Genomic DNA, 21238 nt, shown 5'->3' on the forward strand with positions numbered 1-21238 from the left:
TTTTATCATGCCAGCAAGTATTTTTATCCCTTTGTGCTATGGCCCGGAAGCGCCGAGAATCAGCGCTCTCCCCGACTTTACCCTGATCGAGCCTGATGACCATGCAGCATCCAGCACGTACCGAACTCTGGGCCATCCTGCGGCTGGCGGGGCCGCTGATCGCCTCCCAGCTGGCGCACATGCTGATGGTTCTCACCGACACCCTGATGATGGCCCGCCTCAGCCCGCAAGCCCTGGCCGGCGGTGGCCTGGGCGCCGCCAGCTATTCCTTTGTCTCGATTTTCTGCATCGGCGTGATTGCCGCGGTCGGCACCCTGGTGGCGATTCGTCAGGGCGCCGGAGACATCCAGGGCGCCGCCCGCCTGACCCAGGCCGGCCTGTGGCTGGCCTGGATCATGGCCCTGGTCGCCGGCCTGCTGCTGTGGAACCTCAAACCGCTGTTGCTGCTTTTTGGCCAGACTGAAAGCAACGTCCAGGCTGCCGGCCAGTTCTTGCTGATCCTGCCGTTCGCCCTGCCCGGCTACTTGAGCTTCATGGCCTTGCGCGGCTTCACCAGCGCCATCGGCCGGGCGACGCCGGTGATGGTCATCAGCCTGGCAGGGACTGTGGCCAACTTCCTGCTCAACTATGCATTGATCACCGGCATGTTCGGCCTACCGAAACTCGGCCTGATGGGCATCGGCCTGGTGACCGCCATCGTCGCCAACTGCATGGCGCTGGCCTTGGCCTGGCACATCAAGCGCCATCCAGCCTATGCCGCGTACCCATTGCGCCAGGGCCTGGCCCGGCTGAACACCCATTACCTGCGCGAACTGTGGCGCCTGGGCCTGCCCATCGGCGGCACCTATGCGGTGGAAGTCGGGTTGTTCGCCTTCGCCGCGCTGTGCATGGGCACCATGGGCAGCACCCAGCTGGCGGCGCACCAGATCGCCCTGCAGATCGTGTCGGTGGCGTTCATGGTGCCGGCGGGTATCTCCTACGCCATCACCATGCGCATCGGCCAGCACTACGGCGCCGGACAACTGCTGGATGCACGGTTGGCCGGACGGGTCGGCATCGCCTTCGGCGCGGTGGCGATGCTGGGGTTCGCGATGGTTTTCTGGCTGCTGCCCAACCAGTTGATCGGGCTGTTCCTCGACCATAACGACCCGGCCTTCGCCGAGGTGATTGAACTGGCGGTGAGCCTGTTGGCGGTAGCGGCCTGGTTCGAGCTGTTCGATGGCACCCAGACCATCGCCATGGGCGCCATCCGCGGTCTCAAGGATGCCAAGACCACCTTCCTGGTGGGCCTGGGCTGCTACTGGCTGATCGGTGCCCCATCGGCATGGCTGATGGCCTTTACCCTGGGCTGGGGACCGACCGGTGTCTGGTGGGGACTGGCCCTGGGCCTGGCCTGCGCGGCCATCAGCCTGACCCTGGCGTTCGAGTGGCGGATGCGCCGCATGATCAAGCACGAGCCCGTGGTTGCGGCGATGAACGCTCAAGCCAGCAGCGCGGATTGACGGGGAGCGGGTCCCCGCCGCCCAAGGCGCTGGATCAGCACCGGTATCCGTCGCTTAAAGCATCCCCTCCTGCAGCGACTGCTGGCTGCTGCCGAACGTCAGGTACTCCATCAGGTCCGCCAGGGGCAACGGCTTGCTGATCAGGTAGCCCTGGACCTGATCGCAGCCAAAGCCTCGTAGCAACGCCAGTTGCTCCGCGGTTTCCACACCTTCGGCCACCACATCCAGATTGAGGTTGTGGGCCAGGTTGATCATGGCGTGTACCAGTTTGCGGTTCTCTTCACGCTGCTCCATGCCCCCGACAAAGCTCTTGTCGACCTTGAGCAGGGTGATCGGCAGGCTGTTGAGGTGGACGAAGGAAGAGAAACCGGTGCCGAAGTCGTCCAGGGAAAAACGCACCCCCAGGCGCCCCAGGGCATCCATGGTCTGCTTCACCAGATCGCTGCGGCGCATCACTGCGGTTTCCGTCAGCTCGAACTCCAGCCACTGGGCCTCAACCCCGCGCTCGGCGATCAGCCGGCTCAGGGTCGAGAGCAACTGGCTGTCCTGAAACTGGCGGAACGACAGGTTGACCGCCATGTGCAGCGAGGGCAGCCCACGCTCGCGCAGGGCCTGCATGTCTCGCAGAGCACGGGAAATCACCCAGTAGCCCAAGGGCACGATCAGCCCGCTCTGTTCCGCCAGGGGCACAAACTCGCTGGGAGGCAGCAAGCCGCGCTCGCCGTGGCGCCAACGCACCAGGGCTTCGAGGCCGACGATCTTGCCGTCATGCAGGTTCAGCCGGGGTTGGTAATGCAGCTCCAGCTCATCACGGCGCAAGGCTCGGCGCAGTTCGCTTTCCAGATCGGCGAGGCTGCGGGCGTTGCGGTTGATCCGCTCATTGAAGATATGAAAGGTGCAGCCTTGGGTGCTCTTGGCCTGCTGCATGGCGATATGTGCATGCCACATCAACGGGTCGGCGCCGGCATTGGCTCGCGCATGGGCAATCCCCAGGCTGCAGCCGATCAACAAGCTTTCGCCATCGACCCAATAGGGTTCGGCCATGGCTTCGGTGATGCGTTCAGCCATCCATTCGGCGCGCTGCGGCGCGCGGCGGGTGTCGATCAGCAGGGCAAACTCGTCGCTGCCCAGGCGGGCCAGTTGGTCACCAGCCTCCAGTTGGCTCTTGAGCCGCGACACCACCTGCAAGATCAGGCGGTCGCCGGCCTGGTGGCCGAGGGCGTCGTTGGCGTGGCGGAAGTTATCCAGGTCCAGGTGCCCCAGGGCCAGGCCGCGACCGTCGTTTTCCGCCAGCCGTGCGGCCAGCAGGGTCTGGAAGCCCTGGCGGTTGGCGATGCCGGTCAGGGGGTCTTGCTCGGCCAGGCGTTGCAGGGTGTTTTCCAGCACACCGCGCTCGCGGACATGACGCAGGCAGCGACGCAGGGCGTCGGTACTCAGGCAAGAACCCACCAGCCAGTCGCTGACACCCACCGGGGCTACTGAGGGCTCATGGTCCAGCAATAGAATGGTGGGCAAACTGCAACGCCCGGGACCGGGCTGCAGGCGTGGAATGGTCAACAGGACCGCATTGCGATCGTCTTCGAACAAACGACTGACCGACTCCCAGGTGGGAGCACTGATCAATACCACCGAGTCTCCCAACGGAGCGACACACTCGCGCAACAACGCTGTCCACACAGGCTCTTCGGCCAGTAGCAGCAAACGCAAGGGTTCGACAGGCTTAGACAAGCTAGCTCCCTAGACTCTGCAAAATGAGTTGGCGGCGGGCATTATGGCGCGCAAATAAGCAATAACAATTGATATTGATTATCATACGCAATTTCTTGTACCGCTCTAACTCGAACATTAGACGCATATTCAGCGCGCATCCTGAGGGAAAGTATCAAAACCGGCAAATTTAGATAGCGTTGTGCGTCACAAGTCGGAGAGAGCAGCAGAATCTGTCCAGCCTGTTAAAATGCCCGCCCTTTTCGTAACCGATCCCTTTTTACCGTCATGTCCCGACTCAATCCCCGGCAGCAAGAAGCCGTGAACTATGTCGGCGGCCCTCTTTTGGTGCTCGCCGGCGCAGGCTCCGGCAAGACCAGCGTGATCACCCGCAAGATCGCGCACCTGATCCAGAACTGCGGCATCCGCGCCCAGTACATCGTCGCCATGACCTTTACCAACAAGGCCGCGCGAGAAATGAAGGAGCGGGTCGGCACCCTGCTGCGCGCCGGCGAAGGCCGTGGCCTGACCGTGTCGACCTTCCACAACCTGGGCCTGAACATCATCCGCAAGGAGCATGCGCGGCTGGGCTACAAGCCGGGCTTCTCGATCTTCGACGAAGCCGACGTCAAGGCCCTGATGACCGACATCATGCAGAAGGAGTACTCCGGGGACGACGGTGTCGACGAGATCAAGAACATGATCGGTTCGTGGAAGAACGACCTGATCCTGCCGGCCCAAGCCCTGGAAAATGCCCGCAACCCCAAGGAACAGACTGCAGCCATCGTCTACACCCATTACCAACGCACGCTCAAGGCGTTCAACGCGGTGGACTTCGATGACTTGATCCTGCTGCCGGTGAAGCTGTTCGAAGAACACGCCGACATCCTGGAGAAATGGCAGAACAAGGTCCGCTACCTGCTGGTGGACGAATACCAGGACACCAACGCCAGCCAGTACCTGCTGGTGAAAATGCTCATCGGCAAACGCAACCAGTTCACCGTGGTGGGCGACGACGACCAGTCGATCTACGCCTGGCGTGGCGCGCGCCCGGAAAACCTGATGCTGCTCAAGGACGACTACCCGTCCCTGAAAGTGGTGATGCTGGAGCAGAACTATCGCTCCACCAGCCGTATCCTGCGCTGCGCCAACGTGCTGATCTCCAACAACCCCCACGAGTTCGAAAAGCAGTTGTGGAGCGAGATGGGCCACGGCGACGAGATCCGCGTGATCCGCTGCCGCAACGAAGACGCCGAGGCCGAACGGGTGGCCATGGAGATCCTCAGCCTGCACCTGCGCACCGACCGGCCCTACAGCGACTTCGCCATTCTTTACCGGGGCAACTACCAGGCCAAGCTGATCGAACTGAAGCTGCAGCACCACCAGGTGCCCTATCGCCTGTCCGGCGGGAACAGCTTCTTCGGACGCCAGGAAGTCAAGGATCTGATGGCCTACTTCCGCCTGATCGTGAATCCGGACGACGACAACGCCTTCCTCCGGGTGATCAACGTGCCGCGCCGGGAAATCGGCTCCACGACCCTGGAAAAACTCGGCAACTACGCCACCGAGCGCAAGATCTCGATGTACGCCGCCACCGATGAGATCGGCCTGGGCGAGCACCTGGACAGCCGTTTCACTGATCGCCTGGCGCGCTTCAAGCGCTTCATGGACCGCGTCCGTGAACAATGCGCCGGCGAAGACCCGATATCTGCCCTGCGCAGCATGGTCATGGACATCGACTACGAGAACTGGCTGCGCACCAACAGCTCCAGCGACAAGGCCGCGGACTACCGGATGGGCAACGTCTGGTTCCTGATCGAGGCCTTGAAGAACACCCTGGAAAAAGACGAAGACGGCGAAATGACCGTCGAGGACGCCATCGGCAAGCTGGTCCTGCGGGACATGCTGGAACGCCAGCAGGAAGAGGAAGACGGCGCCGAAGGTGTACAAATGATGACCTTGCATGCCTCCAAGGGGCTGGAGTTTCCCTACGTGTTCATCATGGGCATGGAAGAGGAAATCCTCCCGCACCGCTCCAGTATCGAAGCCGATACCATCGAGGAAGAACGACGCCTGGCCTACGTGGGCATTACCCGTGCTCGCCAGACCCTGGCCTTCACTTTCGCGGCCAAGCGCAAGCAATACGGTGAAATCATCGACTGCGCACCGAGCCGCTTCCTCGATGAATTGCCCCCGGACGACCTGGCCTGGGAAGGCAACGACGACACGCCGACCGAAGTCAAAGCCGTTCGCGGCAATAGCGCTTTGGCGGATATACGCGCGATGTTAAAGCGCTAAAATCGACTATTTTTAACTGACCTTTGGCGCAACAGGCGCTATTTGAGGAAGCTCCGTGGAAGCACTGCACAAGAAAATTCGCGAAGAAGGCATCGTGCTTTCCGATCAAGTACTGAAAGTCGACGCCTTTCTGAACCATCAGATCGACCCGCAGTTGATGAAGCTGATCGGCGATGAATTCGCCACGCTGTTCAAGGACTCGGGCATCACCAAGATCGTCACCATCGAAGCCTCGGGGATTGCCCCGGCCATCATGACCGGCCTGAACCTGGGCGTGCCGGTGATCTTCGCCCGCAAGCACCAGTCCCTGACCCTGACCGAGAACCTGCTGTCGGCCACCGTGTACTCCTTCACCAAACAGGTGGAAAGCACCGTCGCCATCTCCCCACGGCACCTGACCAGCAGCGATCGTGTGCTGATCATCGATGACTTCCTGGCCAACGGTAAGGCGTCCCAGGCACTGATCTCGATCATCAAGCAGGCCGGTGCCACCGTGGCCGGCCTGGGCATCGTGATCGAGAAGTCCTTCCAGGGCGGCCGTGCCGAGCTGGACGCCCAGGGCTACCGCGTGGAATCCCTGGCCCGGGTCAAATCCCTGGCCGGTGGCGTGGTCACCTTCATCGAGTAACCTCGCCCGCCAGGCCTGCTCAGGAGTTGAATTGTGCAGGAGCTGGCTTGCCAGCGAAGACGCCCTTGAGAGCAGCGCAAGGCTTGATGGCCCATTCGCCGGCAAGCCGGCACCTACGACAAGGTGGGTGCCGTGGCCTGCAGCCCGGCCAGCAGGAAGCGCTGATACAGTTCCTCGCGCAGCCCATCGGGCTGCTCCAGCCCCATGCGCTCAAGGTGCGCCGCAAATGCCTCAGGCTCCGGCGCATCGAGTGCCGCCTTGCCCAGCTCAAGGATCTCGCTGAGCTTGAACTTGCTCTTGAGCCAGTTCAGCGCCCGCAGCAGGTCACGCTCTTCATCGCTGAAATCACTGCCCAACGGATACTCGGGAAACAGGTGGCGATGACGCGCCTGAATGTTCTGCAAACGCTGTGGGCTGTTGTCGGTAAAACGCGGGTTCAGACGAAAATCCTTCGGCAGTTTTCCGGCCTTCTGTGCCTGCTCCAGCAACCCCGGCTGAAAGCGTGAGTCGCTGATGTTGAGCAGCGCCTCGATCACATGCGCATCCGTTTTACCCCGCAGATCGGCAATACCGTACTCGGTGATCACGATGTCCCGCAGATGGCGCGGGATGGTGCAATGGCCGTACTCCCAGACAATGTTGGAACTGACCTCGCCAGCGGATTCGCGCCAACTGCGCAGGATCAGCACTGATCGGGCATCTGCCAAAGCATGTCCCTGGGCAACGAAGTTGTACTGCCCGCCCACACCGCTGAGCACCTTCCCGCCCTGCAACTGATCGGACACCGCCGCGCCCATCAGGGTCATGGTGAACGCGCTGTTGATGAATCGCGCATCCCGGCGCTGCAGGCGCTTGAGTTCTTCATGGCCATACAGCTCGTTGATGTAGCTGATGGCGGTCATGTTGAACTGCGCCAGCTTGCTCTTGGGCAGCTCGCGCAACCGCTGATAGAAACTGCGCGGGCCAAGGAAGAAACCACCGTGGACCGAGACCCCGCCAGCCGTGGCCGCATCCAGAGTGCCGGCGTTGGCTTGCTGTTGCAGCTCCAGGGTCGGGTAGACCTTGCGCCGCACGATGCCGGCATCCGCCAGGGCCAGCAGACCGTTGACGAACATTTCACTGCAACCATAGAGCCCCTGGGCAAAGGGCTCGACGCCGCCTTCGCGGTCGATCAGCGCCTGCCAGTGGTCAACCTGCAGATCCGCCAGCAGGGCACGATAACCGTCGTTGTCGGCCTGCCGTGCCAGCAAGGCTGCGGTCAGCGCGTCGCCCATGGAGCCAATGCCGATCTGCAAGGTGCCGCCGTCGCGCACCAGGGTGCTGGCATGCAAGCCGATGCAATGATCCTGAATCCCCACCGGCATGTTCGGCGTGGAAAACAGGGTGCTGCGCTCTTCTTCGTCGATCAGCAGATCGAGGTCCGCAGCATCGATCTCGGAGTCCCCGGGCATATAAGGCAGGTCACTGTGGACCTGGCCGAGAATCAGGATGGTCTCCCCCGCCGCACGACGCTTGGCGATCATCGGCAGCATGTCGAGGGTGATATCCGGGTTGCAGCTCAGGCTCAGGCGGCCGGGGTGTTGCGGATCGCGGGCCAGCAGTTGCGCCACCAGGTTGAGGCCGGCGGCGTTGATGTCCCGGGCGGCATGGCTGTAGTTGCTGCTGACGTAGTCCTGCTGCGCTGCGGCGCTGTGCAAAAGGCTGCCGGGCTGCATGAAGAACTGCTCGACGCGGATGTTCGCCGGCAGGCTGTCACGGTGCAGGTCGGCAAGGAAATCCAGTTCTGGATAGTCGCCGAACACCCGCTCCACGAAGGGTTCGAGAAAGCGCTTCTGCAAACCGTCGCCCAGGGACGGACGGCCCAGGCTCAGGGCGGTATAGATCGTCAGTTGGCGTTCGGGCAATTGGCCAATGCGGCGATACAGAGCGTTGGCAAAACGGTTGGGTTTGCCCAGGCCCAGGGGCATGCCCATGTGAATGTGTTGCGGCAAACGGGCGAGCACTTCATCTACCGCATGCTCGATAGAACAGGATTGCAGCATCTGACCCTCCGGGGACCATCCATGAATTGAGGTTGGACCGAGCTTGCCGGGAGTTTGCTGCCTTGAACAGTGCACTGGCTGAATTACGCCCACAAAAAAGCCGCTCGTAAGCGGCTTTTTCGCTGAAGATGGCGACTTATTTCAGGCCGGACATCTTCTGGATAGCAGCTTTGAGATCATCATCGGTGCAATCGGCGCAGGTGCCTTTAGGCGGCATGGCGTTGATACCGGTGATGGCCTTGGCCAGGATGCCGTCGAGGCCGCCCTGGTGATCGGCACGCTCTTTCCAGGCTGCGGTGTCACCGATTTTCGGCGCACCCAACAGGCCGGTGCCGTGACAAGCATTGCAATGCTTGGCAATCACGTCATCCGGGGATTTCGCACCACCGCCACCACCTGCAGTAGCAGCGACTTCCATACCCTTGCATTCCTGCCCCTGAACGCAGACCTGGCCAACAGGCTCAAGACGCTTGGCAATGTCGTCATTAGTCGCAGCTTGAGCGCTGACTGCCCAAAGGGCCAATACGGTTGCTGGTGCGGCCAGCATTTTCATAATTAGGTTCACGCGTACACCCTCAATGGTGGCTAGTCACGCCTGCGGCCACGGTTTCGCAGGCGGGCGAAAGTATAACGGTTAGCCCGCCACACTGAAACAACCCCAAAGTCGAAGGGGTCTTAATCGCGGCGAAATGTCGCTGGGGGCCTCTCTGCAAACCTTGCAGGATGCCTCTTGGTCTAGAAATTTGCCGGAGTGGCTGCGCTGATTAGTCGCGCCGGAGCATCGAACGGATTACGGAAACGGTGCGGCTTCGTACTCTCAAAGTAGTAGCTGTCACCGGCCTCCAGGACAAATGTTTCCAGCCCTACCACCAGTTCCAGGCGACCTTCGAGAAGAATGCCGGTTTCCTCGCCATCGTGGGTGAGCATCTCTTCCCCGGTATCGGCGCCGGGCGGGTAGATTTCGTTGAGAAACGCAATAGCACGACTCGGATGCGCCCGGCCCACCAGCTTCATGGTGACTGCGCCATCGGAGATATCGATCAGTTCGTGGGCCTTGTAGACAATCTGAGAAGGCGTTTCCTGGAGGATTTCCTCGGAAAAGAACTCGACCATGGACATGGGAATGCCGCCCAGCACCTTTCGCAGCGAGCTGATCGAGGGGCTGACACTGTTCTTTTCGATCATTGAAATGGTGCTATTGGTGACGCCCGCACGCTTGGCGAGTTCACGCTGGGAAAGACCTTTCAGTTTACGGATGGATTGTAGTCGTTCACCGACGTCCAATGCGGCAGCCTCCTAGGCGGGAATCAGGCGTTGTTGTAATTGAGCGTTATCATGGCGACAGCGTTCAGTATTTACAACACTTGGCCCCGATTCCCCCGAGGGCAGGCGACTTTCGGTACAACCCGCGTAATCTCAGTCTTCGCAGTACACCAGCGGCACCCGACGCAGGTTGCAGAACAGCTGATAAGGGATGGTATTGGCGGCCAGGGCAACCTCGCTGGCGAGGATGTTCTTGCCCCACAATTCCACCCGGGAACCCAGCCCGGCCTGTGGCACATCCGTCAGGTCGACACACAGCATGTCCATGGACACCCGGCCCAGCAGGCGGCTGCGCTGGCCGTCCACCAGCACCGGAGTGCCGGTCGGCGCGTGGCGCGGATAGCCATCGGCATAACCCATGGCGACCACGCCGATGCGCATCGGCTTGTCGGTGATGAACTTGGCGCCATAGCCCACCGGCTCGCCGGCGGGCAGCTCACGCACACAGATCACCTTGGATTCCAGGGTCATGACCGGCTGCAGTCGCTCAGCCACGGAGTTGTTTTCTTCGAACGGCGTAGAGCCATAAAGCATGATGCCGGGACGCACCCAGTCACTGGGCACGCTCGGCCAGCCCATGACCGCCGGCGAGTTACGCAAGCTGATTTCAGCCCCCAACCCCTGACGAGCCGCCTCGAATACCGCGACCTGTTCGCTGCTGCGCGGGCAGTCCAGCTCGTCAGCACGGGCGAAGTGGCTCATCAGCACGATCTTCTCGACCTTGCCGCTGGCCTGCAGCCGTTGATAGGCCGTCTGGTAATCCTTGGGATGCAGGCCAACCCGGTGCATGCCCGAATCCAGCTTGAGCCAGACCGTCAGCGGCTTGGCCACCGGTGTCTGCTCGATAGCCTCGAGCTGCCACAGCGAATGCACCACACACCAGAAATCATGCTCGACGATCAGCGCCAACTCGGAGGCCTCAAAGAAACCTTCCAACAGCAGGATCGGCGCACCAATACCGGCGGCGCGCAGTTCCAGGGCCTCTTCGATGCAGGCCACGGCAAAGCCGTCGGCCTCGGCCTCCAGCGCCTGGGCGCAACGCACGGCGCCATGACCGTAGGCATCAGCCTTGATCACCGCAAGGGCGCGAACACCCGAGACTTCACGGGCCAGTTGGTAGTTGTGACGCAGGGCTTGGAGATCGATCAGGGCACGGGCAGGGCGCATGGCGGCAGACTTCTAGGCGGTCATGGGGGAATAAAAAACCGGTGCTGGATAACGGCTGGCCGCCACCGGCACCGGGAGAGGGATCTTGTCGCTCAAGGCAGAGCAGCCACCACGGAAAGCTCGATGAGGATTTCCGGCTCGCAGAGCTTGGCCTCCACAGTGGCCCGGGCCGGGGCCACGCCTTTTGGCAGCCACTGGTCCCAGACACTGTTCATGCCTGCGAAGTGGGCATCGATGTCCTTGAGGTAGATGGTCACCGACAGCAGCTTGCTCTTGTCGGTGCCCGCCAGGTCCAGCAGACGCTCGATGTTGGCCAGGGTTTCCCGGGTTTGCTGTTCGATCCCGGCACTCATGTCATCGCCGACTTGCCCGGACAGATACACCGTACCGCTGTGAACGACGATCTGACTCATGCGCTCATTGGTGAGCTGGCGCTGGATTGACATGTTTAGCTGACTCCTGAGGGTTGCCATAACGGGAAATATCGAGGCCTTCGGCACTGATCTGCGGCTTTTTCTTGGCCATCAGGTCCGCCAGCAAACGACCGGAACCACAGGCCATGGTCCAACCGAGGGTGCCATGACCGGTGTTCAAGAACAGATTGCGGAACGGCGTGGCACCGACGATGGGCGTGCCATCCGGGGTGGTAGGACGCAGCCCGGTCCAGAAACTGGCCTGGGACAGATCGCCGCCCTGAGGATAGAGATCGTTGACGATCATCTCCAGCGTTTCACGCCGGCGTGGGTTCAGCGACAGGTCAAAACCGGCGATTTCGGCCATGCCACCGACCCGGATACGGTTATCGAAACGAGTGATCGCGACCTTGTAGGTCTCGTCGAGGATGGTCGAAGTCGGGGCCATGGCCGGGTTGGTGATCGGCACGGTCAGGGAGTAGCCCTTGAGTGGGTACACCGGGGCCTTGATGCCCAGCGGCTTGAGCAATTGCGGCGAGTAGCTGCCCAGGGCCAGCACGTAGCGGTCGGCGGTTTCCAGTTTGCCGTCGATCCACACGCCATTGATCCGGTCGCCGGCGAAGTCGAGGCGCTGGATGTCCTGGCCAAAACGGAACTCCACACCCAGCTTGATGGCCATTTCAGCCAGGCGCGTGGTGAAGATCTGGCAGTCGCCGGTCTGGTCATTCGGCAGGCGCAGGGCACCGGCAAGGATGTCGGTGACGCTGGCCAGAGCCGGCTCGACCCGGGCGATGCCCTCGCGATCCAACAGCTCGAACGGTACGCCGGATTCCTTGAGCACGGCGATGTCTTTCGCCGCACCGTCCAGTTGCGCCTGGGTGCGGAACAGCTGGGTGGTGCCCAGGCTGCGACCTTCGTAGGCGATGCCGGTTTCCGCGCGCAATTCGTCGAGGCAGTCACGGCTGTATTCGGACAGACGCACCATGCGCTCTTTGTTCACTGCATAACGGCTGGCAGTGCAGTTACGCAGCATCTGCGCCATCCACAGGTATTGGTCGATATCGGCGGTGGCCTTGATTGCCAGCGGTGCGTGGCGCTGCAGCAGCCATTTGATGGCCTTGAGCGGCACGCCCGGAGCAGCCCAGGGCGAGGCATAGCCAGGGGAAACCTGGCCGGCGTTGGCGAAACTGGTTTCCATGGCTGCAGCCGGCTGGCGGTCCACCACGGTCACATCAAACCCGGCTCGAGCCAGGTAATAGGCACTGGTGGTTCCGATAACGCCACTGCCCAAGACCAGAACGCGCATTTTCATATCCCTCATCGCGGCTTGACCGCTGACGTTTGTTATTCAGAGCAAAGATGGGCGCAGTGTAAGAAACATTGAGCAGTGATTTTCACTATATAACCGCCTATATTTGGCGAGAATTCTCGGCAATATCGCTTTTCACGGAGGGGCATCCCCTATGCGCACCAATCATCAGACCCGTCGTGCCCTGGACAAGATAGATCGCAATATCCTGCGAATTCTGCAGGCCGATGGACGCATTTCCTTCACCGAGCTGGGGGAACGGGTCGGACTCTCCACCACCCCTTGCACCGAGCGAGTGCGCCGCCTGGAACGCGAAGGAATCATCATGGGCTACAACGCCCGGCTCAACCCGCAGCACTTGAAGGGCAGCCTGCTGGTGTTCGTCGAGATCAGCCTGGACTACAAGTCAGGGGATACCTTCGAGGAGTTTCGCCGGGCGGTACTGAAGCTGCCGCACGTGCTGGAGTGCCACCTGGTATCCGGGGACTTCGACTATCTGGTCAAGGCGCGGATCTCGGAGATGGCGTCCTATCGCAAGCTGCTGGGGGACATCCTGCTCAAGCTGCCCCATGTACGGGAATCCAAGAGCTACATCGTGATGGAGGAAGTGAAGGAAAGCCTGAGCCTGCCGATTCCGGATTGAGATGAGGGGCGCCGGTTCCGCGGCAAGCTGGCTCGGAGCGCGAGGGGCTAGACCAGGACCTGACGATTGCTGGCCATGTAGTCGTGGATCTGCTTCTCGACCCGGGGGTGGATCATCTCCACGGGACGCCGGCCGTTGGGGCACGGCAGGCTCGGCGTGGTGCCGAACAAGCGACAGATCAGCGGGCGTTCGTCATACACCGTGCAGCCATTGGGGCCCAGGTGCACACAGTTGAGCTCGTCCATGGCGGCGTCCTGCTCGGCAGCGGTCTTGCGCGGCAGGCGGGACATCTCCTCAGGCGAAGTGGTGACTGGGCCGCAGCAGTCGTGGCAACCAGGAACGCACTCGAACGAGGGAATCTGCTGACGCAAACTACGGACGATTTGACGGTTACAGCTCATGAAAAAGGCTACCGGGGCATGAATAGCCATGAATTCTGCCCTAAATGCCTGGCAGCAGACAGGGCCGGGCGTCCTGCGGTTGCCGCAAACGAAAGCCGCGGCTTATGCTCCGGCAATTTTTAAAGACCCCCTGATCAGGACACTTTCCATGCCCGCCAGTGCTCAGCCATCCGCCGCCAGCGATCGGCACGCCGCCTCTTACTATGCCGCCAGCAGCCTGCCGCAGCCGGACTACCCGACACTGGCAGGCGAGCTGACAGCGGACGTGTGCGTGGTAGGCGGCGGATTCTCGGGGCTCAATACCGCGCTGGAACTGGCCGAACGCGGGTTCAGCGTGATCCTGCTGGAAGCCCGCAAGATCGGCTGGGGCGCCAGCGGCCGCAACGGTGGGCAGTTGATTCGCGGGGTCGGCCACGGCCTGGAGCAGTTCACCAAGGTGATCGGTAGCGACGGCGTGCGGCAGATGAAGCTCATGGGCCTGGAGGCGGTGGAAATCGTCCGCCAGCGTATCGAACGCCTGCAGATCCCCTGCGATCTGACCTGGGGCTACTGCGACCTGGCCAACAAGCCAGCAGACCTTGAGGGTTTTGCCGAAGACGCCGAAGAGCTGCGCAGCCTGGGCTATCGCCACGAAACCCGCCTGTTGCAGGCCAGTGAAATGCACAGCGTAGTGGGCTCCACACGCTACGTTGGCGGGCTGATCGACATGGGCTCGGGCCATCTGCATCCACTGAACCTGGCCCTGGGTGAAGCCCGGGCGGCGCAGCAGATGGGCGTGCGTCTGTTAGAGCATTCGGCGGTGACTCGCATCGACTACGGGCCCGAGGTCAAGGTCCACAGCCATCGCGGCACGGTCCGCGCCAAGACCCTGGTGCTGGGCTGCAACGCCTACCTCAACGACCTCAACCCGGAGCTGGGGGGCAAGGTGCTGCCGGCCGGCAGCTACATCATTGCCACCGAACCCTTGAGTGAGGCCCAGGCGCAAGAGCTATTGCCACAGAACATGGCGGTCTGCGACCAGCGCGTCGCTCTGGACTACTACCGGCTCTCGGCCGATCGGCGCCTGTTGTTCGGCGGTGCCTGCCACTACTCGGGACGCGACCCCAAGGACATCGCCGCGTACATGCGGCCGAAGATGCTGGAAGTGTTCCCGCAACTGGCCAAGGTGAAGATCGACTACCAGTGGGGCGGCATGATCGGCATCGGCGCCAACCGCCTGCCACAGATCGGCCGACTCAAGGACCAGCCCAATGTGTATTACGCCCAGGCCTATTCAGGCCATGGGCTGAACGCCACGCACCTGGCGGGCAAGTTGCTGGGAGAGGCCATCAGCGGTCAACAGGGCGGCGGCTTCGACCTGTTCGCCAAGGTGCCGCACATCACCTTTCCCGGCGGCAAGCACCTGCGCTCGCCACTGTTGGCCCTGGGCATGCTCTGGCATCGCCTGAAAGAGCTGGCCTGATCTTCCGCGGCTCCTTGTCGCCGCGGATTACAGCCGCCAGAAAGGCTTGAGGCCTTCGGCCCGCGCCTCCTCGCGGCTCAGCCCCACATCCCGCAACTCCTCGGCGGTCAACTCCAGCAACGCCTTGCGGGTACGCAATCGATGCCAGTACAGGTCCCAGGTTCCCAGCCCGGACGGCGCAGTGCGCGACAGGGTCGCCGCCGCCCGCTCCTGCTCGACTTCCAGCTCCTGACCGCGTAACGACAGCCGCACATCGCTCAAGCCGTTCATCTCCATTGCTCCTGTTTACTCAAGTTGCCATGAGCGAGCATGATGGGCGCCATAGCAAAACCAATACAGACCCAATACAGCGGCATTACTTCCATACAGATTTGCCAAAATTCCCGCTGAATGCCGTATTTTTGCCTCATCTGTACTGGTCCTCCATGACTGCCACTTCGAGCCAACGCCATGACCCTCTACGTGAACCTCGCCGAACTCCTGGGCACCCGCATCGAACAGGGCTTCTATCGCCCCGGTGATCGACTGCCCTCGGTGCGCGCGCTGAGCGTAGAACACGGGGTCAGCCTGAGTACCGTGCAGCAGGCCTACCGCGTACTGGAAGACAACGGACTGGCCATGCCCAAGCCAAAATCCGGGTACTTCGTCCCCCCCAGCCGTGAGTTGCCTGCGCTGCCGGCAGTCGGTCGCCCGGCCCAGCGGCCGGTGGAAATCTCCCAGTGGGACCAGGTGTTGGAATTGATCCGCGCGGTGCCGCGCAAGGATGTGGTGCAACTGGGCCGCGGCATGCCGGACATCACCACGCCAACCATGAAGCCCTTGCTACGGGCCCTGGCCCGGCTCAGCCGGCGCCAGGACATGCCCGGCCTGCACTACGACAACATCTACGGCGTGCTGGAATTGCGCGAGCAAGTGGCGCGGCTGATGCTGGATTCGGGCTGCCAGCTGGGGGCCAATGACCTGGTGATCACCACTGGCTGCCATGAAGCCCTGTCCTCCAGCATTCGCGCTATCTGCGAGCCCGGGGACATCGTCGCCGTAGACTCGCCGAGCTTTCACGGCGCCATGCAGACCCTCAAGGGGCTGGGCATGAAGGCCCTGGAAATCCCCACCGACCCTATTACCGGGATCAGCCTGGAAGCCCTGGAACTGGCCCTGGAGCAGTGGCCGATCAAGGCCATACAGTTGACCCCCAACTGCAACAATCCCTTGGGCTACATCATGCCGGAGTCGCGCAAGCGGGCCCTGCTGACCCTGGCCCAGCGCTTCGACGTGGCGATCATCGAGGACGACGTGTATGGCGAACTGGCCTACACCTACCCACGCCCGCGAACCATCAAGTCCTTCGACGACGACGGCAGGGTTCTGCTGTGCAGTTCCTTCTCCAAGACCCTGGCCCCCGGCCTGCGTATCGGCTGGGTCGCACCCGGCCGCTACTTGGAGCGGGTGCTGCACATGAAGTACATCAGTACCGGCTCCACCGCCCCGCAACCCCAGGTGGCCATCGCCGAATTCCTGAAAAGCGGTCATTTCGAGCCCCATTTGCGCAAGATGCGCACTCAATACCAGCGCAATCGCGACCTGATGCTCGATTGGGTCAGCCGCTATTTCCCCACGGGCACCCGCGCCAGTCGCCCCCAGGGCAGTTTCATGCTGTGGATCGAACTGCCCGAAGGCTTCGACGCTCTGAAACTCAACCGGGCATTGCTCGACCAAGGCGTGCAGATCGCCGTGGGCAGTATCTTTTCCGCCTCGGGCAAATACCGCAATTGCCTGCGGATGAACTACGCTGCCAAGCCAACCGCGCAGATCGAAGACGCGGTACGCAAAGTCGGCTCCGCAGCCATCAAGCTGCTCAGCGAAACCCAGGACTGAACCCCGGGTCACGTTGCAGGAAGCCCACTGCCCCATGCCAACCCGCGCCGCGATGCGAGACGACCTGACTTGAGCCGTAAACAGGGGTTTATCCTGCCGCTGATCCTGACCCTCGGGCTAGGCGGCTGCGCCACCCAGGAAGTGCCTTACCAGCCCAGCCAAGCGTTGGCCGCCAGTGACTCCAGCTTCGCCCAGTCCATCCGGGCCCAGGCCGCCCCCTACCAGGGACGCTCCGGCTTTCGCCTGCTGCCCAACAGCACCGAAGCCTTCATGGCCCGCGCCGAGCTGATCCGCAACGCCCAGAGCAGCCTCGACTTGCAGTACTACATCGTTCATGACGGCATCAGCACCCGGATGCTGGTGGACGAGTTGCTCAAGGCTGCCGATCGAGGTGTGCGGGTACGCATCCTGCTGGACGACACCACCAGCGACGGGCTGGACCAGATCATCGCCACCCTGGCCGCCCACCCGCAGATCCAGGTCCGCCTGTTCAACCCGCTGCACCTGGGCCGCAGCACCGGCGTTACCCGAGCCGTGGGCCGCCTGTTCAACCTGTCGCAACAGCATCGCCGGATGCACAACAAGCTGTGGCTGGCGGACAACAGCGTGGCCATCGTCGGCGGGCGCAACATCGGCGATGAATACTTCGATGCCGAACCCAATCTCAACTTCACCGACATCGACATGTTCAGCGCAGGCCCCGTGGCCGAACAGCTGGGCCATAGCTTCGATCAATACTGGAACAGTGCCCTGAGCCGGCCCATAGACGAGTTCCTGTCTTACGCACCTTCAACCCAGGCCCTGAACAACACCCGCCAGCGCCTGGAAGAGTCGCTACAGGACAGCCACCGGCAAAACCAGGCCCTGTATCGCCAGCTGATGACCTACCAGACCCAGCCGCGCATGGATATCTGGCGCAAGGAACTGATCTGGGCCTGGAACCAGGCCCTGTGGGACGCCCCCACCAAGGTCCTGGCCAAGGGCGATCCCGACCCGCACTTGCTGCTGACCACCCAGTTGGCACCGGAGCTCAAGGGCGTCAGCAAGGAACTGATCATGGTCTCGGCCTACTTCGTCCCGGGCCAGCCGGGGCTGGTGTACCTGACCGGCCGGGCTGACGCCGGGGTCGCGGTCAGCCTCTTGACCAACGCCCTGGAAGCCACCGACGTGCCGGTGGTGCATGGCGGCTACGCGCCCTATCGCAAGGCCTTGCTGGAACACGGCGTGAAGCTCTACGAGTTGCGCAGGCAACCCGCAGAGCGGGGCGGCGGCAGCGGTCCGCGGCTGTTCCACAGCCGTTCCTTGAAGGACTCGGACTCCAGCCTGCACAGCAAGGCGATGGTCTTCGACCGACAGAAGAGCTTTATCGGCTCATTCAATTTCGATTCACGCTCAGTGCTGTGGAACACCGAGGTCGGGGTGCTGGTGGACAGCCCCGAACTGGCCGAGCATGTACGCGCCCTGGCCCTGCAAGGGATGGCGCCGCCCCTCAGCTACCAGGTCAAACTGGAGGACGGCAAGCTGGTCTGGATCACCGAGGACCATGGGCAGCTGCACAGTCTGAGCCACGAGCCCGGCAGTTGGTGGCGACGCATCAATGCCTGGCTGAGCACTCGCATCGGTCTGGAGCGCATGCTTTGAAGCGCTACAAGGGTTGCGCCTGGACGCTGCCAAAAGCGCCCTGACGCAGCAGCAGAAGCAACAGGCCAAAGGCGCCCGCCGCCACCAGCAGCAACATCGCATGGCCGCTGACCCACTGGCTGCCCGCACCTGCCACCAAGGGACCGATCAGACAACCGATACCCCACAGCTGCGCCACATGAGCATTGGCTCGTACCAAAGCATCGTCGCGATAACGCTCGCCGATCAGGATCAGCGACAAGGTGAACAGCCCACCAGCGCTGGCCCCGAACAGCACCCACAACGGCCAGATCAATACGCTGTCCAACAGCAGGGGAATGGCCAGGCTGGAGCACAGCAGGATCACCGCGCAACCGGTGAACAGGCCGCGCCGGGAGACGCGATCAGCCAAGGCGCCGATCGGCAGCTGCAACAATGCATCGCCCACCACTACGGTGCTGACCATGGCCAGGGCCACGTCCTCGGTGAAGCCCTGGCTCAAGCAATAAACCGGAAGCAAGGTCAGGATCAGAGCCTCGAAAGTCGCGAACAAGGCCACCGCCCAACCAATCGCCGGCAACGTCTGACAGAAGCGCCAGAGGTCGATCAGGGTGACATTGCAAGACTCGGTGCTCGGCGCTCCGCTACGCCCCAACAGCAGCAAGGGCGCCGCCACCAGCAATCCCACCGAGACCCAGAAGCCGTAGTCCTGCGTGATCCCCAGGACACCAAGCAGCAAGGGGCCGGCCAGCTGACTCAGGGCATAGCCGCTGCCATACAACGCCACCAGCCGTCCCCGCCACTGCTCCACCACCAGCTGATTGATCCAGCTTTCCCCCAGAATGAAGATGATGGTCAGCACCACGCCCAGAATCAGGCGCAACGCCAGCCACACCGGATAGCTGGGCAACAGCGCCAGCAGTCCAATAGAGAGCGCACCCGCCCACAGGCACAGGCGCATCAGGTTGGCGGTACCGAAGCGGGCCGCCAGCCGACTGGAAATCTTCGCGCCCAGCAGCACGCCAATGGCCGGCATCGCCGCTACCACGCCGATGGCAAAGGGTCCGTAGCCCCAGCTTTCCAGGCGCAAGGACACCAGCGGCATGGTCATGCCCAAGGCCAGGCCGACACTCAAGACAGCGGATAAAACGGCGAAATAAGTCGCCCAAGGCATTTCCACACTCCTGTGGATGATTATTCTGCAAGCCACAGACAACACAGCCGGACTCCCCTCGCGGGAAGTCCGGCTGCGCTGTGGATCAACAGCTTCGGACAAAGACGCCTGTAAGGCGTGGCGCTTGCCGGCGCAAGCGCCCTTGCGGACGCCATTGCCTCAACCCCGAAGACTCAGAGCTTGATCCAGGTCGCTTTCAGCTCGGTGTACTTGTCGAACGCGTGCAGCGACTTGTCCCGACCATTGCCCGACTGCTTGAAGCCGCCGAACGGCGCGGTCATGTCGCCACCGTCGTACTGGTTGATCCAGACGCTGCCGGCACGCAGCGCCTTGGCCGTCAGGTGCGCCTTGGAGATGTTTGCAGTCCAGACCGCCGCCGCCAATCCGTACGGAGTGTCGTTGGCAATCTGGATCGCCTCTTCCACGCTGTCGAACGCAATCACTGACAGCACTGGGCCGAAGATTTCTTCCTGGGCAATCTTCATCGCGTTGCTGACGCCGTCGAAAATCGTCGGTTCGACGTAGGTACCACCTGTCTCCTGCAGGGTGCGCTTGCCACCGGCCACCAACTTGGCGCCATCGGCGTGACCGGCCTCGATGTAGGACAGCACGGTGTTCATCTGCTGGGTGTCCACCAGGGCGCCGACGTTGGTGGCCGGGTCCAGTGGGTTGCCCGGTTTCCAGGCTTTCAGGGCCTCGATCACCAGCGGCAGGAATTTGTCCTTGATGGAACGCTCCACCAGCAGACGGGAACCGGCGGTGCAGACTTCGCCCTGGTTGAAGGCAATGGCGCTGGCAGCGGATTCGGCGGCGGCCTGCAGGTCCGGGGCATCGGCAAATACGATGTTCGGGCTTTTGCCACCGGCTTCCAGCCAGACGCGCTTCATGTTGGATTCACCGGAGTACACCAGCAGTTGCTTGGCGATCTTGGTGGAGCCGGTGAACACCAGGGTGTCCACGTCCATGTGCAGGGCCAGGGCCTTGCCAACGGTGTGACCGTAGCCGGGCAGCACGTTGAACACGCCAGCCGGAATCCCGGCTTCCACCGCTAGAGCCGCAATGCGGATTGCGGTCAGCGGGGATTTTTCCGAAGGCTTGAGGATCACCGAGTTACCGGTGGACAGCGCCGGCCCCAGCTTCCAGCAGGCCATCATCAGTGGGAAGTTCCACGGCACGATGGCCGCGACTACACCCACCGGCTCACGGGTTACCAGGCCCAGTTGGTCATGGGGGGTGGCCGCGACTTCGTCGTAGATCTTGTCGATGGCCTCGCCGCTCCAGCTCAGGGCTTGCGCCGCGCCGGGCACGTCGATTTCCAGGGAGTCGGTGATGGGCTTGCCCATGTCCAGGGTTTCCAGGAGCGCGAGCTCCTGGGCGTGTTGCTTGAGCAGGCCGGCAAAACGAATCATGACGGACTTGCGCTTGGCCGGCGCCAGGCGCGACCAGACGCCAGAGTTGAAGGTGGCGCGGGCATTGTCCACGGCACGCTGGGCATCGGCGGCGTCACAGCTGGCAATGGTTGCCAGCACACGACCGTCTACCGGGCTGATGCACTCGAAGGTGTCATTGGAAACAGCAGCGGTGTATTCACCATTGATGTAGGCGCGGCCTTCGATTTTCAGGTCGCGGGCACGTTGTTCCCAATCGGCACGAGTCAGGGTGGTCATACGAGTG

At 62.3% G+C, this 21238-nt stretch carries 18 protein-coding genes; 7 read left to right on the forward strand and 11 right to left on the reverse strand.

The genetic code is table 11. From position 1 onward, the window contains the following. The first annotated feature begins 101 nt into the window (after positions 1-101). On the forward strand, positions 102-1502 hold the full coding sequence (locus Q8O96_RS16900; RefSeq protein WP_305949126.1) for a NorM family multidrug efflux MATE transporter: 1401 nt from the start codon (positions 102-104) through the stop codon (positions 1500-1502). Positions 1503-1556: 54 nt separating this feature from the next. On the opposite strand, the gene Q8O96_RS16905 is transcribed toward Q8O96_RS16900, so the two are convergent. After that, positions 1557-3230 (reverse strand): bifunctional diguanylate cyclase/phosphodiesterase, encoded by a 1674-nt coding sequence (locus tag Q8O96_RS16905; protein ID WP_102862244.1) that lies wholly within the window; start codon positions 3228-3230, stop codon positions 1557-1559. A gap of 267 nt (positions 3231-3497) precedes the next feature. Here Q8O96_RS16905 and rep point away from each other — a divergent pair, with 267 nt between their 5' ends. Together rep and Q8O96_RS16915 are read left to right on the forward strand one after the other, a co-directional pair. Beyond that, entirely contained in the window at positions 3498-5507 is a 2010-nt protein-coding gene (rep, locus tag Q8O96_RS16910; RefSeq protein ID WP_102862245.1) for a DNA helicase Rep, read from the forward strand. A gap of 55 nt (positions 5508-5562) precedes the next feature. Further along, positions 5563-6135, forward strand: coding sequence for a xanthine phosphoribosyltransferase (locus Q8O96_RS16915; protein WP_016968070.1), 573 nt, complete (start codon positions 5563-5565; stop codon positions 6133-6135). Positions 6136-6248: 113 nt separating this feature from the next. Here Q8O96_RS16915 and Q8O96_RS16920 read toward each other — a convergent pair whose 3' ends face one another. From Q8O96_RS16920 to dadA, 6 genes are all read right to left on the reverse strand, one after another. Continuing rightward, on the reverse strand, positions 6249-8177 hold the full coding sequence (locus Q8O96_RS16920) for an acetyl-CoA hydrolase/transferase C-terminal domain-containing protein (protein ID WP_102862246.1): 1929 nt from the start codon (positions 8175-8177) through the stop codon (positions 6249-6251). 136 nt (positions 8178-8313) lie between these two features. Beyond that, the gene (locus Q8O96_RS16925; RefSeq protein WP_115581203.1) at positions 8314-8730 is read right to left on the reverse strand and encodes a cytochrome c5 family protein; all 417 of its coding nucleotides are present in this window, start codon (positions 8728-8730) and stop codon (positions 8314-8316) included. 182 nt (positions 8731-8912) lie between these two features. Continuing rightward, positions 8913-9461, reverse strand: coding sequence for a cupin domain-containing protein (locus tag Q8O96_RS16930; RefSeq protein ID WP_102862248.1), 549 nt, complete (start codon positions 9459-9461; stop codon positions 8913-8915). Between the two features lie 132 nt (positions 9462-9593). Further along, the gene (gene alr, locus Q8O96_RS16935; protein ID WP_250329735.1) at positions 9594-10667 is read right to left on the reverse strand and encodes an alanine racemase; all 1074 of its coding nucleotides are present in this window, start codon (positions 10665-10667) and stop codon (positions 9594-9596) included. Positions 10668-10759: 92 nt separating this feature from the next. Continuing rightward, positions 10760-11113, reverse strand: coding sequence for a RidA family protein (locus Q8O96_RS16940; RefSeq protein WP_102862250.1), 354 nt, complete (start codon positions 11111-11113; stop codon positions 10760-10762). Then, entirely contained in the window at positions 11085-12386 is a 1302-nt protein-coding gene (gene dadA / locus Q8O96_RS16945) for a D-amino acid dehydrogenase (RefSeq protein WP_102862530.1), read from the reverse strand. The genes Q8O96_RS16940 and dadA overlap by 29 nt, the downstream gene beginning before the upstream one ends. Before the next feature lie 157 nt (positions 12387-12543). On the opposite strand from dadA, the gene Q8O96_RS16950 reads away from it, so the two are divergent. Further along, positions 12544-13032: an Lrp/AsnC ligand binding domain-containing protein gene (locus Q8O96_RS16950; protein WP_011064210.1), complete on the forward strand. Its 489-nt coding sequence runs from the start codon at positions 12544-12546 to the stop codon at positions 13030-13032. 47 nt (positions 13033-13079) lie between these two features. Here the strand turns inward: Q8O96_RS16950 and Q8O96_RS16955 are convergent, their stop codons facing one another. Then, on the reverse strand, positions 13080-13433 hold the full coding sequence (locus tag Q8O96_RS16955) for a YkgJ family cysteine cluster protein (RefSeq protein ID WP_102862531.1): 354 nt from the start codon (positions 13431-13433) through the stop codon (positions 13080-13082). A gap of 148 nt (positions 13434-13581) precedes the next feature. Between Q8O96_RS16955 and Q8O96_RS16960 the strand changes: the two genes are divergently transcribed. Further along, entirely contained in the window at positions 13582-14895 is a 1314-nt protein-coding gene (locus tag Q8O96_RS16960) for an FAD-binding oxidoreductase (protein WP_305949127.1), read from the forward strand. Between the two features lie 27 nt (positions 14896-14922). Here the strand turns inward: Q8O96_RS16960 and Q8O96_RS16965 are convergent, their stop codons facing one another. Next, positions 14923-15165, reverse strand: a complete 243-nt coding sequence (locus Q8O96_RS16965) for a DUF1127 domain-containing protein (RefSeq protein ID WP_115581207.1) — start codon at positions 15163-15165, stop codon at positions 14923-14925. Positions 15166-15345: 180 nt separating this feature from the next. Here Q8O96_RS16965 and Q8O96_RS16970 point away from each other — a divergent pair, with 180 nt between their 5' ends. Next, the gene (locus Q8O96_RS16970) at positions 15346-16770 is read left to right on the forward strand and encodes a PLP-dependent aminotransferase family protein (protein WP_102862253.1); all 1425 of its coding nucleotides are present in this window, start codon (positions 15346-15348) and stop codon (positions 16768-16770) included. A 69-nt stretch (positions 16771-16839) separates the two neighbouring features. Continuing rightward, positions 16840-18411: a phospholipase D family protein gene (locus tag Q8O96_RS16975; protein ID WP_305949128.1), complete on the forward strand. Its 1572-nt coding sequence runs from the start codon at positions 16840-16842 to the stop codon at positions 18409-18411. A gap of 4 nt (positions 18412-18415) precedes the next feature. On the opposite strand, the gene Q8O96_RS16980 is transcribed toward Q8O96_RS16975, so the two are convergent. Together Q8O96_RS16980 and Q8O96_RS16985 are read right to left on the reverse strand one after the other, a co-directional pair. Further along, the gene (locus Q8O96_RS16980; RefSeq protein WP_305949129.1) at positions 18416-19564 is read right to left on the reverse strand and encodes an MFS transporter; all 1149 of its coding nucleotides are present in this window, start codon (positions 19562-19564) and stop codon (positions 18416-18418) included. A 173-nt stretch (positions 19565-19737) separates the two neighbouring features. Continuing rightward, entirely contained in the window at positions 19738-21231 is a 1494-nt protein-coding gene (locus tag Q8O96_RS16985) for an aldehyde dehydrogenase (protein ID WP_102862256.1), read from the reverse strand. Positions 21232-21238 lie beyond the last annotated feature (7 nt).

The organism is Pseudomonas sp. LPH60, from assembly GCF_030718165.1.
Lineage (GTDB): Bacteria > Pseudomonadota > Gammaproteobacteria > Pseudomonadales > Pseudomonadaceae > Aquipseudomonas > Aquipseudomonas danubii.

Coding starts and splice junctions, on each gene's coding strand:
- Q8O96_RS16900 (WP_305949126.1), top strand. CDS start 102: ATGCAGCATCCAGCACGTACCGAACTCTGGGCCATCCTGCGGCTGGCG.
- rep (WP_102862245.1), top strand. CDS start 3,498: ATGTCCCGACTCAATCCCCGGCAGCAAGAAGCCGTGAACTATGTCGGC.
- Q8O96_RS16920 (WP_102862246.1), bottom strand. CDS start 8,177: ATGCTGCAATCCTGTTCTATCGAGCATGCGGTAGATGAAGTGCTCGCC.
- Q8O96_RS16925 (WP_115581203.1), bottom strand. CDS start 8,730: ATGAAAATGCTGGCCGCACCAGCAACCGTATTGGCCCTTTGGGCAGTC.
- alr (WP_250329735.1), bottom strand. CDS start 10,667: ATGCGCCCTGCCCGTGCCCTGATCGATCTCCAAGCCCTGCGTCACAAC.
- Q8O96_RS16940 (WP_102862250.1), bottom strand. CDS start 11,113: ATGTCAATCCAGCGCCAGCTCACCAATGAGCGCATGAGTCAGATCGTC.
- dadA (WP_102862530.1), bottom strand. CDS start 12,386: ATGCGCGTTCTGGTCTTGGGCAGTGGCGTTATCGGAACCACCAGTGCC.
- Q8O96_RS16950 (WP_011064210.1), top strand. CDS start 12,544: ATGCGCACCAATCATCAGACCCGTCGTGCCCTGGACAAGATAGATCGC.
- Q8O96_RS16955 (WP_102862531.1), bottom strand. CDS start 13,433: ATGAGCTGTAACCGTCAAATCGTCCGTAGTTTGCGTCAGCAGATTCCC.
- Q8O96_RS16960 (WP_305949127.1), top strand. CDS start 13,582: ATGCCCGCCAGTGCTCAGCCATCCGCCGCCAGCGATCGGCACGCCGCC.
- Q8O96_RS16965 (WP_115581207.1), bottom strand. CDS start 15,165: ATGAACGGCTTGAGCGATGTGCGGCTGTCGTTACGCGGTCAGGAGCTG.
- Q8O96_RS16970 (WP_102862253.1), top strand. CDS start 15,346: ATGACCCTCTACGTGAACCTCGCCGAACTCCTGGGCACCCGCATCGAA.
- Q8O96_RS16980 (WP_305949129.1), bottom strand. CDS start 19,564: ATGCCTTGGGCGACTTATTTCGCCGTTTTATCCGCTGTCTTGAGTGTC.
- Q8O96_RS16985 (WP_102862256.1), bottom strand. CDS start 21,231: ATGACCACCCTGACTCGTGCCGATTGGGAACAACGTGCCCGCGACCTG.